The following is a 13,146-nucleotide window of genomic DNA, read 5'->3' as shown; positions in this document are numbered from 1 at the left end:
GAGCGCGCCGTCGAGGTCGCCGATGCCCGAGAGGAAGCCGTCCTCCACCTTGTCGAGGCGGGAGGCCAGGTCGTCGAGGCGGGTGGTGACCGTTTCGAGCCGGTTGCCCAGGTTCTCCAGCCGGTCGGACGCGTCGATCATCTCGCCGGTCTCGGTCAGCGCGACCTTGAGCGCCTCGGTGTTGGCGTCGATGCGCTCGTGCGTCGTGCGGCCCAGCTCGCCGACCCGCTCCTGCGTGACGCGGCTGAGCTCGTCGACCTTGCCGCGCAGCTCGTGGTCGGCGTGGTCGACCCGGTCGCGCAGCGCCGACTCGGCCTGCTCGATCCGCTCGCGGACCGGGCCGGTGACCGACTGCGGCAGCGACTCGATCTTCGCGTCCTGCTTGTCGAGGTGCCCGCCGAGCTCGTCGATCCGGCGGTGGATGTTCTGGAGCTTGTCCTCGAGCCCGTCCATCCGGCCGGCGACACCCTCGAAGCGCGCGGCGACGCCGTCGAGGCGGCCGTCGAGCTGCGCGAAGGGCTTGGCGAGCTTGTCGACGATGCTCTCGACGGCCCGGGTCAGCGCGGCGATCGCGTTGTCCTGGGCTTCGAGGCGGGACATCGTCTCGTCGAGGCGTTCGGCCAGGACGCTGACCTCGGTGCGGTCGGGCATCTCGGACAGCCGCTTGCGGACCGCGCCCAGCGAGTCCACCGGCGCGAGGCGGGCGTAGATGTCGTCGAGCGCGTCGAAGATCTGCTGCTGCTCGCTCTCACGCACTTCGGCCGCGCGCACCAGCATGTTGCGCATCCGGTCGAAGGACGGGGCGGCAATGTGGTTGTCAGTGGTCACTGCTGTGTGTCCTTCGTCGGCGGGGAAATGGAGGGACGTGCCACGAAGCTTATCCATTGCGAAATTGCTGTGCGTATGGCCCCCGTGAAGTAGCTATTGCGGAGGCCGCCCCCGGATGGCCGATTCGTCGCATGATCGTCAACGCTGAGGGTGAACCCGAACCTGAGAGTTACGGCCATGTAGGGGAATGACAACGAGGTTACCGTTGGGGGATGCCTGACGAAAGCCCTGTTCTGCCCACCGAGACACTCCGCCGCGCACCCAAGGTGCTGCTGCACGACCACCTCGACGGCGGCCTGCGCCCGGCCACCGTCGCCGAGCTCGCCGACGCGACCGGTTATGCCGGTTTGCCCACCACGGACCCGGCCGAGCTGGGTAGCTGGTTCCGCCGTGCGGCCGACTCCGGCTCACTCGTTTCCTACCTCGAGACCTTCGCCCACACCTGCGGGGTGATGCAAACGGAGGAAGCGCTGGTCAGGGTCGCCGCGGAGGCGGTCGAGGACCTGGCCGCCGACGGCGTCGTCTACGCCGAGGTGCGCTACGCACCGGAGTTGTTCGTCGAACGCGGTCTGTCACTCGATGCGGTGGTCGAGGCCGTCCAAGCGGGGTTCACGGAGGGCACACGGCGGGTGGCCGCGAACGGCGGCACCATCCGCATCGGGACGTTGCTCTGCGCGATGCGCCAGCACGCCCGGGCGCTCGAGATCGCGAACCTGGCCGTCCGCTACCGCGACGCCGGCGTCGCCGGCTTCGACATCGCCGGTCCCGAGGACGGATTCCCGCCGACCCGCAATCTCGACGCGTTCGAATACCTGCGTCAGAACAATGCGCATTTCACCATTCATGCGGGCGAAGCCTTCGGTTTACCGTCCATTTGGGAGGCGATTCAGCACTGCGGCGCCGAGCGGCTCGGGCACGGCGTGCGCATCGCCGAGGACATCAAGACCGACGCGGACGGCACGGTCCACCTTGGACGGTTGGCCGCGTACGTCCGCGACCGCCGCATCCCCCTGGAGATCTGCCCGACGTCGAACGTCCAAACAGGCACGGTCGGCTCGATCGCCGAGCACCCCATCGGCCTGCTCGCCAAGCTGCGCTTCCGGGTGACCGTGAACACGGACAACCGGCTGATGAGCGGATGCACGATGACCAGCGAATTCGCCGCGCTGCACGAGGTGTTCGGCTATGGTATCGACGACTTCCGCTGGTTCACGATCAACGCGATGAAATCCGCGTTCATCGATTTCGACGCCCGGCTCGCGCTGATCGACGACGTCATCAAGCCCGGGTACGCCGCGCTGGCCTGACCTCTCCCGCTTCGGACCGCAACTCGCTTGCGGTCCTTAGCCATGCCAACTATCGTTCACCATGTAGGAACTTCTTCTCATATTTTGAGACGGTGACGAAGATGGCGCAGGTCGCGAGCGGTCAGCTGCAGGCGAATCGACGGCGGTGGCTCATTCTCGCGCTCGGTCTTGCCGCCCAGACCGCGAGCTGCTCGTTCCTGTACGGCATCCCGTTCCTGGTCCCGGCCATGCGCGCGGCGGAGGGGCTGACGCTGGCCGAGGCCGGGACGGTCGTCGCGGCGCCGAGCATCGGGCTGTTGTTCACCCTGATCGGGTGGGGCGCGGCTGCGGACCGTTACGGAGAGCGCCTCATCATGGCCCTTGGCCTGGGCATCTCGGGGTTACTCCTGGTGTACGCCGGGGCAGGAAATCACCCGGTCGGGCTCCTCTTTGGGGTGTTCTTGGCGGCGGGCGCCTGTACGGCTTCGGTGAACGCGGCGAGCGGTCGCGTGGTGATGGGCTGGTTCGCGAAGTCCGAGCGGGGCGTGGCGATGGGGATCCGCCAGACGGCCCAGCCGCTCGGCGTGGGCGTGGCCGCGCTGGGGCTCCCCCCGCTGGCCGCGCACCACGGCTTCCGGGCGGCGATCCTGCTGCCGGCCGGGCTGGCGATCGTGGTGGCGCTGCTGGTGGCGTGGCTGGTGACGGACCCGCCACGGCCCCCTCGGCCGGCGCCCGGTTTCCGGCCGCCGTCGCCGTACCGGCACGCGGCGCTGTGGCGGGTGCACGGGGCGAGCGCGCTGCTGGTGGTGCCGCAGTTCGCGGTGTCGGCGTTCGCGCCGGTGTACCTGGTGGCGGTGCAGCACTGGAGCACCCTGGCGGCGGGCTGGTACCTGGCGGTGGTCCAGGTCCTGGGCGCCGCCGGGCGGCTTGGGTCGGGCTGGTGGTCGGACCGGGTGGGCAGCCGGCTGCGCCCGATGCGTCAGCTCGCGGTGTTGAGCTGCTTCGTCATGCTCCTGGTGGCGTTGGGGGACGCCTCCTGGCCCTGGCTGGTCCTGCTGGCGCTGGCCCTGGCGGGGGTGATCACGGTGGCGGACAACGGCCTGGGCTTCACGGCCTCGGCCGAGCTGGCGGGCCTGGCGTGGTCGGGCCGCGCGATGGGGACGCAGAACACGGGCCAGAACATCGCGGCCTCCCTGACCCCACCGCTCCTGGGTCTGGTGATCGGCGACACCAGGTACGCCCTCGCCTTCTGCGTGGCGGCGATCTTCCCGGCCCTGGCCGTGCTGGTGGTCCCGGTCCGCGCGGAGCCCGCTTCGGAGGACTGACCCCCCGCCGGCCCGCGCGGAGCACGCTTCGGAGGACTGACCCCCGCCGGCCCGCGCGGAGCTCCTTTGGAGGACTGACCCCTGCCGGCCCGCGCGGAGCATCTTTGGAGCACTGACCCCCGCCGGCCCGCGGGGGCGCCCCCCGGGTCCAGCGTATCGGCCGCCCACGACGGAAACCGGCCGTCGCGGGGGCGCTAGGCCGAGCTGTCCACAGGGGGGCGAGGTTGTGGACGGATACGACGAAGGCCGCCTCCCCGGATCATGGGGAGGCGGCCTTCGAAGGAAAACGTCAGGCGACCGTCAGGCGGTTCTCGAAAGTTTCGACGAGCTTCCGCCACGCGCCCTGCTCCGCGTCGAACGGCGCCGACGGCTCGAGGCGCGTCGGGTCGGGACGGAGGACGTACGACACCAGCCAGCCCAGGCTTTCGTTGCCCGCCAGGGCCGTCTCGGCCGAGTCGTCGCCCGCCCAGTCCGCCGCGTCCGTGATCAGCTCGACCGCCAGCTCCAGCTGGGTCGGGTCGATCGCCTCCGGGCCCTCCGCGATGTCCGCGTCCAGGCCCGTCAGGACGTACGTGTTCTCCGGGTCGACCTCGATCTCGAGCTCGCCCGCCGTCGCCTTGGCCAGGACCTCGTCCCACGTGGACACGTCCGCGAGGTCCGTGTCGGCCAGGTCCTTGCCGTCGGCCAGGGCGCGGGCCAGCGCGCCCGTCGACGTGAACACGTCGATCTCGCCCTCGCTGCCGAGGAACACCGGCTCGTCCTCGAGGTAGCAGCGCAGCGTGTAGTACTCCGCGCCGGACGTGATGATCTTGATCGGGTCGATGCCGACCTCGGCCCAGAAACCGACCGGACCCTCTTCTTCCTCTTCCTCGTCCGAGTCGGAGTCCGAGTCGAGGGACTCGATCGCCTCGAGGTCCTCTTCGCCGTCGGCGCCGGCCTCGGCTTCCGCGGACTCCTCGTGGAACGCGGCCAGCTCCTCGGCCGTCTGCTCCAGCACCTTCTCGTCGACCTCCGGCTGGGTCACCAGGCCGTCGATCGCGTCGAGCACGGTGTCCCACTTCTGCGACACCGTCTCGGACAGGTCGTTCCACACCTGGACGCCGACGCTCCCGGTGAACGGCAGCGTGCCCTGGTCGAGCAGCGAGAAGCCCTCGGTCGAGTCGAGGATCTCGTGGACCTCTTCGAGGTCGCAGACGTCGGCGAGCGACCGCACGATGCCGACGATCTCCGCCAGCTCCGCGATGTGCCAGACGTCCGGCTCCTCGGCGACGAGCTCCGGCACGCCGACGAGGTCGTACGTGTGGTCCTCGTCCGGGATCAGCTCCGGCACGTTCAGCGACGGCACGGCGTCCCACGCCGGGTGGTCCAGCAGGTCGTGCCGCTCGGACGTGCGGACGAACGCGGCCAGGTGCGCGGCGTCGGCGAAGGCGTACAGGTCGTCCTCGTCGCCGAGGAACGCTTCCCACTCCTCGCCGTCTTCCCGCCAGCGCGGCGCCCACAGGGTGACGACGTCGCCCTGCGGCAGCCCGAGTTCGATCGGGATGATGTCCTGTGCCATTCCTAAGCCCTCCGGATTACCGCCCGTGTGCGCGCGAGACCGGAAGTATGCTCCAGTCGATGCGCGGTACCGCGAAGCCTACGGGTTTCCCAGTCGCGATGCGATCGCCCCTGCCGACTTTGCGACGAGCGGATGGCACGATGGACGCCTGATGACTCTCACAGACCTCCTGCCTGCGGATCCCGACCCCGACGCCCTCTTCGGAGCCTTCACCACCTGGACGGCCGAACGGGGCATCGAGCTGTACCCGGCGCAGGAGGAGGCGGTGATGGAGGTCGTCTCCGGATCGAACGTCATCCTCTCGACGCCGACCGGCTCCGGGAAGAGCCTCGTCGCCGTCGGCGCGCACTTCACCGCGCTCGCCCAGGGCCGCCGCAGCTACTACACCGCGCCCATCAAAGCCCTCGTCTCGGAGAAGTTCTTCCAGCTCATCGAGATCTTCGGGGCCGACAACGTCGGGATGATGACGGGTGACTCCAGCGTCAACCCGGACGCCCCGATCATCTGCTGCACGGCCGAAATCCTGGCGAACATCGCGTTGCGCTTCGGTGCCGACGCCCCGGTCGGGCAGGTCGTCGCCGACGAGTTCCACTTCTACTCCGAGCCCGACCGCGGCTGGGCCTGGCAGGTGCCGCTGCTGGAGCTCCCGAACGCCCAGTTCGTCCTGATGTCGGCGACCCTGGGCGACGTCTCCTTCTTCGAAAAGGACCTCACCCGCCGCACCGGCAGGCCGACGGCGGTGGTCACGTCGGCGCAGCGCCCGGTCCCGCTGACCTTCCGGTACGCGCTGACGCCGCTGCACGAGACCATGTCCGAGCTGCTCAACGGCGGCCAGGCGCCGGTCTACGTCGTGCACTTCTCGCAGGCCGCGGCCATCGAGCGGGCGCAGACGCTGATGAGCATCAACGTGACGTCGAAGGCCGAGAAGGAGGCCATCGCCGAGCTGATCGGCGACTTCCGGTTCGCCGCCGGCTTCGGCAAGACGCTCTCGCGGCTGGTCCGCCACGGCATCGGCGTCCACCACGCCGGGATGCTCCCGAAGTACCGCCGATTGGTCGAGACCCTGGCCCAGTCGGGGCTGCTCAAGGTGATCTGCGGGACCGACACCCTCGGCGTCGGCATCAACGTGCCGATCCGCACGGTCGTCTTCTCCGCGCTCACGAAGTACGACGGCGTCCGCCAGCGCCACCTCAAGGCGCGCGAGTTCCACCAGATCGCCGGCCGCGCCGGGCGCGCGGGCTACGACACCGACGGCTACGTCGTCGTCCAGGCGCCCGACCACGTCGTCGAGAACGCCAAGGCCCTCGAGAAGGCCGGCGACGACCCGAAGAAGAAAAAGAAGATCGTCCGGAAGAAGGCCCCGGAGGGGTTCGTCAACTGGACCGAGAGCACGTTCGACCGGCTCATCGCCGCCGACCCCGAGCCGCTGACGTCCAGCTTCAAGGTCACGCACTCGATGCTGCTGAACGTGATCTCGCGGCCGGGCAACGCGTTCGACTCGATGCGGCACCTCCTGGAGGACAACCACGAGGACCGCGCGTCGCAGCGCAAGCTCATCCTGCGCGCCATCGCGATCTACCGCGCGCTGCTCGCCGCCGGCGTCGTCGAACGACTGTCCGAACCGGACGAGCAGGGCCGGATCATCCGGCTCACCGTCGACCTGCAGTTCGACTTCGCGCTCAACCAGCCGCTTTCGCCGTTCGCGCTGGCCGCGATCGAGCTGTTCGACCTCGAGTCGCCGAGCTACGCGCTCGACGTCGTCTCCACTGTGGAATCCACAGTGGACAACCCGCGGCCGGTGCTCTCGCAGCAGCAGTTCAAGGCCCGCGGCGAGGCCGTGAACGCCATGAAGGCCGAGGGCATCGAGTACGACGAGCGGATGGAGCTGCTCGAGAACGTCACGTACCCGAAGCCCCTCGAAGAGCTGCTGCAGGGCGCGTTCCACAGCTACCGGCAGGGCCACCCGTGGGTCGACGACTACGAGCTGTCGCCCAAGTCGGTCGTGCGGGACATGTACGAGCGCGCGATGAACTTCGTCGAGTACATCGGCTTCTACCAGCTCGCCCGGTCCGAAGGCCTGGTGCTGCGCTACCTCGCCGACGTCTACGACGCGCTGCGCCACACGGTCCCGGACGAGGCGAAGACCGAGTCGCTGCAGGACCTCATCGAGTGGCTCGGCGAGCTCGTCCGCCAGGTCGACTCGAGCCTCCTGGACGAGTGGGAAGCGCTGCGGCACCCCACCGAGGAGGGCCCGGTGTCGCACCGGCCGCCGGAGCCACCGCCGGGCGTCACCCGCAACGAGCGCGCGTTCCGCGTCCTGGTCCGCAACGAGCTGTTCCGCCGGGTCGAGCTGTTCGGGCGGCGGGCGTGGAACGTGCTCGGCGAGCTGGACGCGGAGTCGGGCTGGGACGCCGACGCGTGGGAAGACGCGATCGAGGACTACTTCGAGGAGTACGAAACGCTCAACACGGGACCGGACGCGCGCGGCCCGCAGCTGCTGCTGATCGACCAGCAGCCGGACGTCTGGAAGGTGCGCCAGATCTTCGACGACCCGGCGGGCGACCACGACTGGGGCATCAGCGCCGAGGTCGACCTGGCCGCGTCGGACGAGGCCGGGATGGCGGTGGTCCGGGTGACCGAGGTGGGCGCCCACTGACCGTGGTTGCGCTCAACGGCGCAGTCCCGCGGCGCGGTTTCGCGTTAGCGTGGAGGCTTCGCGAGCCGGGAGGGACCATGGGGAACTTGAAGCGCGTGCTGGCCGGGATCTTCTTCGGCGCGGTGGTGGTCGTCGGTATCGCCCCGGCCGCGTCGGCCGCATCGATGGTGGAGTACGTGATCCTCCTGGAGGGCCCGAACGCCACCGCCATCGAATACGGCCTCTGACGCGGCTGGGCCGCTGACATGACGGCGGGCTGGTGGGCCTGCCCTCACCGACCTTGCCCGGAATGCCGCTTCACGGCGTGGGCTTCGATTTCCTTGATCAAGTCTTCCGGCATGTCGACCACAGCTGCCACCTCGGCCGCGAGCAGGTCCTCGGACACCGCGGCTGCGTCCGAGGTGTACACGATTACAGGGAGTGGGTTCCCGGCTGCTTTCATCTCGTGGATGAAATCCGCCCCGGCTCGCGGGTCCCCGGACCGGGTGAGGTCGGTGATGACGACGGCGAACTCCATCCGCTCCAGGTAGATGCGCGCGGTCTCCGTCGACGTCGCCGTGGTGACTAGTTTTCCGAGGCGTTCCAAGGCGAGGGTCTCGTAGACGTTGTTGTCGGGAACGTCGTCGACCCACAGCACCCGGGCGAGCACGCTCTCCGTCCCGATGGAGGTCAAATCGGGCCGGACGCCTTCTTTGCCTTTGTCCTTGGTGGCCTCGAGCGCGGCTTCTTCAGCCTTCGCGGTGTTCGACGGCGAAAGACTGAGGTCCATGCTGAAGATGTCCAACAGGGTGAGCTTGAGCGTGCTGGGAGTAGTGCCCCGCTGGCCACGCCAGAGCAGGGTGATGACGCCGGGAACCAGGATCAAAACGAGGAACAGCAGCACGACGTTGATATCCACGGCTATCTCCTCACTGGACGACATCGGGGCCGGAGGCCAGTGCGATACCCAGTTCGATCGGCACCTGGGCGATCCGGCTGAGGTCGCGGCCTCCCGGCACCTCGGCCAGTGCGTCCCGCAAGGCGTCCTCGCCGAAATTCCTCGTCGTCATCGCGGCTATGCCGGAAATATCCAGGTCGGCGACGTCCACCGGGGCGGCTCCGTTTCGCCAGAGGTATCTGTTTGCCCGAGCGAGGCTGATGGCTTCTTCGTAGGACCGGCACATGGCGACGATGTGCCGGGCGATTCCTTCCGCGTCGGTATGCTCACCTCGGAAAAGGTGTTCGGCCACGGACCAGAACCGATGGATCGGAGTGCCAAGGCTGCCCACGGGGAGCACGCCGGAGCGGTGAGGCGAGATTTCCAGCATCGCGGCCAGTGCAGTGTCGAGTGGGTCGGCTGATGCCGCGCGGAGGACCGCGGTCTCCGTCCTGCCCGCGATGCAGCCGGCAGCGATGACCAGATAGGCCTGTTGCTGCTGCTGGAGCCGGATGTCGGGCATGGGATTCTGCCGTAGCACTCTGGGCTCGTCCTCCGCGGTGCGGTCGATCGGTGCGTCCATGGCGCTGCGGAGGACTCGGGCGAGGAGTCCGTGGTTCATTTCGTACTCCCACCCGGTGGTCACGACTCCGAGATACACCCCGAAAGCCTGACCCAACCGGAGAAAGAGGGCGCCCGACTGCCGGAGAAGCTCACCGGCACGTTCCGGATCCAGGAGCAGGGCCCACTGGCCTGCTTCCCGCAGAGCACTGGCCGCGTCGGCGATCAGCGTAAAAGCTGTCTCGTCCTCGATCGGACGGCTGATCCTATTCGGCGTAAACGATTCGAGTTCTTGGACGGCGGTCGCCGCGTACGCCTCATGGAAGCGCGCGGTGGCACGAATCTGTTCAGGTGTGAGATCGAGGTACTCGACGTGCTCGGCAGCCACTCAGATCAGCTCCCGGACGTTCGTCAGGATCTCCGGCGGGGTGAACCGCGGGTTGACATGGGTCCACGCCTTGGAAAACCTCTTCCTGGGACTGCCGTGGAGTTCCCACTTCTCGCAATGGCTGATCTGGTTGTCCGGCACGTTGACCTTCGCAGCGATTTCGCCCTCGGTCTGGTACGCCGAGTACCGGCGATAAGCGTTGAGGTCGCGCACCTCTTCGGCGATACCTTCGATGTCCACCGCCGCGCGCGGTGCGAGAATCACCCAGCATGTGTAAAGGTACGCGAAGTCGTACTGTCCGAACTGGGTGCCGAACCACAACGCGGTCTTCCGGGCCCGGTGCACCAGGTTCGTCCTCGCGACGGCGTCCCTGTCCACCGTTCCGGCGGAGAGGGAGATGAACGGGCTGTTCTTGGCGAAGGGGTGGCCGGTCGCCGGGTCCGTCTTGGTGAAATGGTTGACGTGACGGTCGATGTTTCCGGGGGTGAGTTTCTGCCTGATCTCGACCGGCTTGATCTGGCCGACGTTTCGCCACCAATTGCAGAGTAGTCCTCCGCCGCTGTCGATCAGGAGCTTTGCTTCGTCGTCATCGGACAAGTGAAGCCCCTTGACGCACCACTGAACGATCATGGATCCGGGAGTCCCCTCGGCGAACGCGGTAATCGGCAACGGCACCCGATTTCTTGCCTCCTAGGTCGCGGATGCAGGAGAGAATGTTTCAGCTGCGGGAGTGAGCGCAGGTTCACCGGGCCGGGGTCAGGATCGCCTGCGCGTCCTCGCCGGCGAACCACAGCCCGATGACGAACGCCGCCGTGGCCTCCAGCAGGGCCGCGCGGTCCAGGCCGCCCGCGGGCACCGGCTTGGCGCCGATGTCCCGGACCAGCGTGCTCACCGCGTCGAGCGCTCCCCGGTCGTCGCCGCACAGCGGGACCGACAGGGGACGGCCGCCGAACACCGGCGGGGTCATCCGCCAGACGTCGACGTGGGCCAGGTTGAACGCCTTCACGACGTGGGCCTCCGTGGTGATCCGCGACGCCACCGGGGTGCCCGTCAGTTCCGGGTCGTTGGTGCAGTCCACCAGGACTTTCCCGGCGAGCGGGCCCGCCTCGGCGAGCACTTCGCCGATCGCCGAGGCGGGGACGGCCAAGAGCAGCACGTCGGCGAAAGCGGCCGTCTCGCGCCAAGTCCCGGTCGCCGCGCCGAGCCGCCCGGCCAAGTCGCCCGGGTCCGAACGGCCGCTGACCATCAGGTCGTGACCCGCCCGCGCCCACTGCGTGCCGAGCGCGTCCGCCATCCCGCCCGTGCCGAAGATCCCGATCCGCATGCGTCCTCCTTGTGCTTGGCTGTACCGGAACGACGGTAGGGACCCGGGAAGGAACCGAACGGTAACCATGGACTTCCTCGCGGATCGCCGGACGCGGCTCGCGTTCGACCTGGTCGCCAACACGTGGAACCCGGTGGTGCTGTGGGCCTTGCGAGACGGCCCGAGGCGGCACGTCGACCTGCGTCGCACCATCGGCGGCATCAGCGCGAAGGTGCTCACGGAAACCGTGCGGCGACTGGAGTTCGACGGTCTCGTCGAGCGGCGCGAAGGTGCATACGCGCTTACGCCGTTGGGCTCGACGTTGCTGGAGCCGATCGAGGGGTTCGGGCGCTGGGCCGCTGAGCACGGCGACGACGTGCTCGCCGCTCAAACCCGAGCAGCACGATCAGCATGAGCAGCTCCAAGGCCGGCAGCGGATAGCCGAGGGTGATCCCGGCGGCGACGTCCACGGCGGGCGCGGCGACTCCCACGACGAACACCCAGGTCGGCGCAGTCGGCGGCTTCGCGGCCGGCGACCACGACGTCTTCTTCCACGGCTTCGCGACCGAGAGCCACGCCTGGAACGCGAGCGCGCTTGCCATCAGGGAGGCGCCGGCGATCTGCTGCCAGGCGACCACCGAGGTGTCCGCCGATTCCCGCAGGGCTCGGGAGAGCAGGAAGATCCCGGCGTAGAGCTGCACCAGCGTCAGGGCGAACTTCGTGAGCACCCACCAGTGCCGGAAGTAGCCCCACGCCGTCGCGCCGGCGAGCAGCAGGCCGGTGAAGGCGGAAACGTTCGCCATCGGCGCGAGCAGGACGGAGTCGAGTTTTTCGGCCATCGCGGGCGCTCCCGACGCCATCAGGACGACGAGGCCGAGCGCTTGGCTCATCCAGGCCACCGAGGACACGACGTGCAGCCAGACGACGGCCTGGCGCCAGCGGGGAGAAGTCTTTGCGGTCACGGGATCCAGGCTCGCGCAGCGGCGGGGCCGGGACATCGGGCGCGACCCGGGTTTCGCCCCGGAGCCGCACGACGCAGGACTGCACCCGGCGAAGTACGAAACCGCGAGCGAGGTACTCCGGGGGGAGTATCAGCGTGGTGGGTTCTTCGCCGCCAGCGCCAGCAACGGGACTGCTGCGGCGGCGTCGGTGATCAGCGTCGAGACCATGCCGGACCGCAGCACCGCGTCCACCGCCGCGGCTTTCGGCTTGCTGTAGCCCAGGGCGATCACCTCCGGGACCGCCATCAGTTCCTCGTGGCTGATGGCCAGCACGTGGTGGGCCAAGCCGGTGGAGAGCGCGTTTCCCGACGCGTCGAACAGCCGGGCCGCGACCTCCGCCGTCGCGCCGCGGGCCGCGATCGCCGCGCGCTCGGCCTCGTCCAGGGCGTCGTACACCGTCGACTCGCCCGGCTGCCACGCGCCGATGCTGACCACCGCCTTGGTCAGGTTGCGGAACTGGCCGAACGTCTCCGCGATCCCCGGCTGCCGCCGCAACGTCTCCGTCGTGCGCCGGTCCGGCAGCACCAGCGGCCCGAAGATCGGGAACGCGTCGCCGCCGGACACCGACGTCACCCGGCTGACCGTCTCCACCGAGCGGCCGCGCATGTCCATCCCGGCCTGCACCCCGCACAGCTGGACGATCGGGCAGCGCGGCAGCGACCGCACCGCCTCCGTCATCGCGTTCACCGACCGCGCCCACGACAGCCCGATGACGTCCGACGGGACCGCGATGTCCTCCAGCAGCTGCGCCGCCAGCGCCCCGATTTTCGCCCGGACGACCTCCTTCGGCTCCCGCTCGGTTGAGCGTTCGAGCACCAGAGCCCGCTCCAGGCCGTACGCCGAGCGCACCTCGTCCGACAGGGCCAGGTCCACCGGTGCCGGCAGCGTGAACTCCACCCTGACCAGGCCGGACTCCATGGCTGTGTCGAGCATCCGGGCCACCTTGAACCGGCTGACGCCGAACTCGCCCGCGATCTCCAGTTTGGAGCGTCCCTGCACGTAGAAGCGCCGGGCGACGGTGGCCAGCAGCATCGCTTCAGTGAGCGAAGCAGTCTTCCGGGAGGCGCTCATATGAGCATAATAGCGCGAAATCCAGCCGAAAGGTTGACGTAATACCGACGTCAGACCTGTAATGCCTTCACATGTTCTCGACGCGATAGGTCAATGTTGCTCATATGAGCGGCGAGGAAGGGGTAAGGCATGCGTGCCGCCATCGTCGACCGGCCCGGTGAGATCAGGGTCGGCGAGGTGCCCGATCCGAAACCCGGGGAACGTCAGGTCGTCGTCAAGGTCGGAGCGTGCGGCATCTGCGGCACCGACCTGC

At 68.7% G+C, this 13,146-nt stretch carries 13 protein-coding genes and 1 pseudogene; 6 read left to right on the top strand and 8 right to left on the bottom strand.

Annotation, left to right across the window (positions count from 1 at the left end; genetic code table 11):
* The coding region (locus CCN39_RS40315; protein WP_086851445.1) for a PA containing protein at positions 1 to 828 on the bottom strand (828 nt) is incomplete at its 3' end.
* Positions 829 to 1,040: 212 nt separating this feature from the next.
* On the opposite strand from CCN39_RS40315, the gene CCN39_RS40310 reads away from it, so the two are divergent.
* Together CCN39_RS40310 and CCN39_RS40305 are read left to right on the top strand one after the other, a co-directional pair.
* Positions 1,041 to 2,135, top strand: coding sequence for an adenosine deaminase (locus tag CCN39_RS40310; protein ID WP_086851443.1), 1,095 nt, complete (start codon positions 1,041 to 1,043; stop codon positions 2,133 to 2,135).
* Between the two features lie 101 nt (positions 2,136 to 2,236).
* Positions 2,237 to 3,439, top strand: coding sequence for an MFS transporter (locus tag CCN39_RS40305; RefSeq protein WP_086851447.1), 1,203 nt, complete (start codon positions 2,237 to 2,239; stop codon positions 3,437 to 3,439).
* A 289-nt stretch (positions 3,440 to 3,728) separates the two neighbouring features.
* On the opposite strand, the gene CCN39_RS40300 is transcribed toward CCN39_RS40305, so the two are convergent.
* Positions 3,729 to 4,997, bottom strand: a complete 1,269-nt coding sequence (locus tag CCN39_RS40300; protein WP_086851440.1) for a SatS C-terminal domain-containing protein — start codon at positions 4,995 to 4,997, stop codon at positions 3,729 to 3,731.
* A 151-nt stretch (positions 4,998 to 5,148) separates the two neighbouring features.
* Between CCN39_RS40300 and CCN39_RS40295 the strand changes: the two genes are divergently transcribed.
* Positions 5,149 to 7,653 (top strand): DEAD/DEAH box helicase, encoded by a 2,505-nt coding sequence (locus tag CCN39_RS40295; RefSeq protein WP_086851439.1) that lies wholly within the window; start codon positions 5,149 to 5,151, stop codon positions 7,651 to 7,653.
* A gap of 77 nt (positions 7,654 to 7,730) precedes the next feature.
* Positions 7,731 to 7,880 (top strand): hypothetical protein, encoded by a 150-nt coding sequence (locus CCN39_RS50910; RefSeq protein ID WP_167455324.1) that lies wholly within the window; start codon positions 7,731 to 7,733, stop codon positions 7,878 to 7,880.
* 44 nt (positions 7,881 to 7,924) lie between these two features.
* Here the strand turns inward: CCN39_RS50910 and CCN39_RS40290 are convergent, their stop codons facing one another.
* The 4 genes from CCN39_RS40290 to CCN39_RS40275 all read right to left on the bottom strand — a co-directional run bounded on the left by CCN39_RS40290 (position 7,925) and on the right by CCN39_RS40275 (position 10,842).
* Complete coding sequence (locus tag CCN39_RS40290) at positions 7,925 to 8,551, bottom strand: DNA-binding transcriptional response regulator (protein ID WP_158104593.1); 627 nt, start codon at positions 8,549 to 8,551, stop codon at positions 7,925 to 7,927.
* Between the two features lie 10 nt (positions 8,552 to 8,561).
* Positions 8,562 to 9,518: a hypothetical protein gene (locus tag CCN39_RS40285; protein ID WP_086851436.1), complete on the bottom strand. Its 957-nt coding sequence runs from the start codon at positions 9,516 to 9,518 to the stop codon at positions 8,562 to 8,564.
* A complete protein-coding gene (locus CCN39_RS40280; protein ID WP_208630600.1) occupies positions 9,519 to 10,193 on the bottom strand; it encodes a hypothetical protein in 675 nt (224 codons plus the stop codon).
* Between the two features lie 67 nt (positions 10,194 to 10,260).
* On the bottom strand, positions 10,261 to 10,842 hold the full coding sequence (locus CCN39_RS40275; RefSeq protein ID WP_086851431.1) for an NADPH-dependent F420 reductase: 582 nt from the start codon (positions 10,840 to 10,842) through the stop codon (positions 10,261 to 10,263).
* A 67-nt stretch (positions 10,843 to 10,909) separates the two neighbouring features.
* Here CCN39_RS40275 and CCN39_RS40270 point away from each other — a divergent pair, with 67 nt between their 5' ends.
* The gene (locus tag CCN39_RS40270; RefSeq protein WP_086851427.1) at positions 10,910 to 11,236 is read left to right on the top strand and encodes a winged helix-turn-helix transcriptional regulator; all 327 of its coding nucleotides are present in this window, start codon (positions 10,910 to 10,912) and stop codon (positions 11,234 to 11,236) included.
* Here the strand turns inward: CCN39_RS40270 and CCN39_RS40265 are convergent.
* The gene (locus CCN39_RS40265; RefSeq protein WP_244211215.1) at positions 11,124 to 11,783 is read right to left on the bottom strand and encodes a hypothetical protein; all 660 of its coding nucleotides are present in this window, start codon (positions 11,781 to 11,783) and stop codon (positions 11,124 to 11,126) included. The two genes, CCN39_RS40270 and CCN39_RS40265, sit on opposite strands and share 113 nt — an antisense overlap.
* 129 nt (positions 11,784 to 11,912) lie before the next feature.
* Positions 11,913 to 12,893: a sugar-binding transcriptional regulator gene (locus tag CCN39_RS40260; RefSeq protein WP_086851421.1), complete on the bottom strand. Its 981-nt coding sequence runs from the start codon at positions 12,891 to 12,893 to the stop codon at positions 11,913 to 11,915.
* Between the two features lie 129 nt (positions 12,894 to 13,022).
* Here CCN39_RS40260 and CCN39_RS49750 point away from each other — a divergent pair.
* Positions 13,023 to 13,146, top strand: a pseudogene (locus CCN39_RS49750) (alcohol dehydrogenase); the annotation flags it as partial.

It is taken from the genome of Amycolatopsis kentuckyensis, assembly GCF_002155975.1.
Lineage (GTDB): Bacteria > Actinomycetota > Actinomycetes > Mycobacteriales > Pseudonocardiaceae > Amycolatopsis > Amycolatopsis kentuckyensis.
Note: the sequence above shows the minus strand (reverse complement) of the source record. Positions and strands in the feature narration are given on the sequence as shown.

Coding starts and splice junctions, on each gene's coding strand:
- CCN39_RS40300 (WP_086851440.1), bottom strand. CDS start 4,997: ATGGCACAGGACATCATCCCGATCGAACTCGGGCTGCCGCAGGGCGAC.
- CCN39_RS40275 (WP_086851431.1), bottom strand. CDS start 10,842: ATGCGGATCGGGATCTTCGGCACGGGCGGGATGGCGGACGCGCTCGGC.
- CCN39_RS40305 (WP_086851447.1), top strand. CDS start 2,237: ATGGCGCAGGTCGCGAGCGGTCAGCTGCAGGCGAATCGACGGCGGTGG.
- CCN39_RS40310 (WP_086851443.1), top strand. CDS start 1,041: ATGCCTGACGAAAGCCCTGTTCTGCCCACCGAGACACTCCGCCGCGCA.
- CCN39_RS40295 (WP_086851439.1), top strand. CDS start 5,149: ATGACTCTCACAGACCTCCTGCCTGCGGATCCCGACCCCGACGCCCTC.
- CCN39_RS40270 (WP_086851427.1), top strand. CDS start 10,910: ATGGACTTCCTCGCGGATCGCCGGACGCGGCTCGCGTTCGACCTGGTC.
- CCN39_RS50910 (WP_167455324.1), top strand. CDS start 7,731: ATGGGGAACTTGAAGCGCGTGCTGGCCGGGATCTTCTTCGGCGCGGTG.
- CCN39_RS40260 (WP_086851421.1), bottom strand. CDS start 12,893: ATGAGCGCCTCCCGGAAGACTGCTTCGCTCACTGAAGCGATGCTGCTG.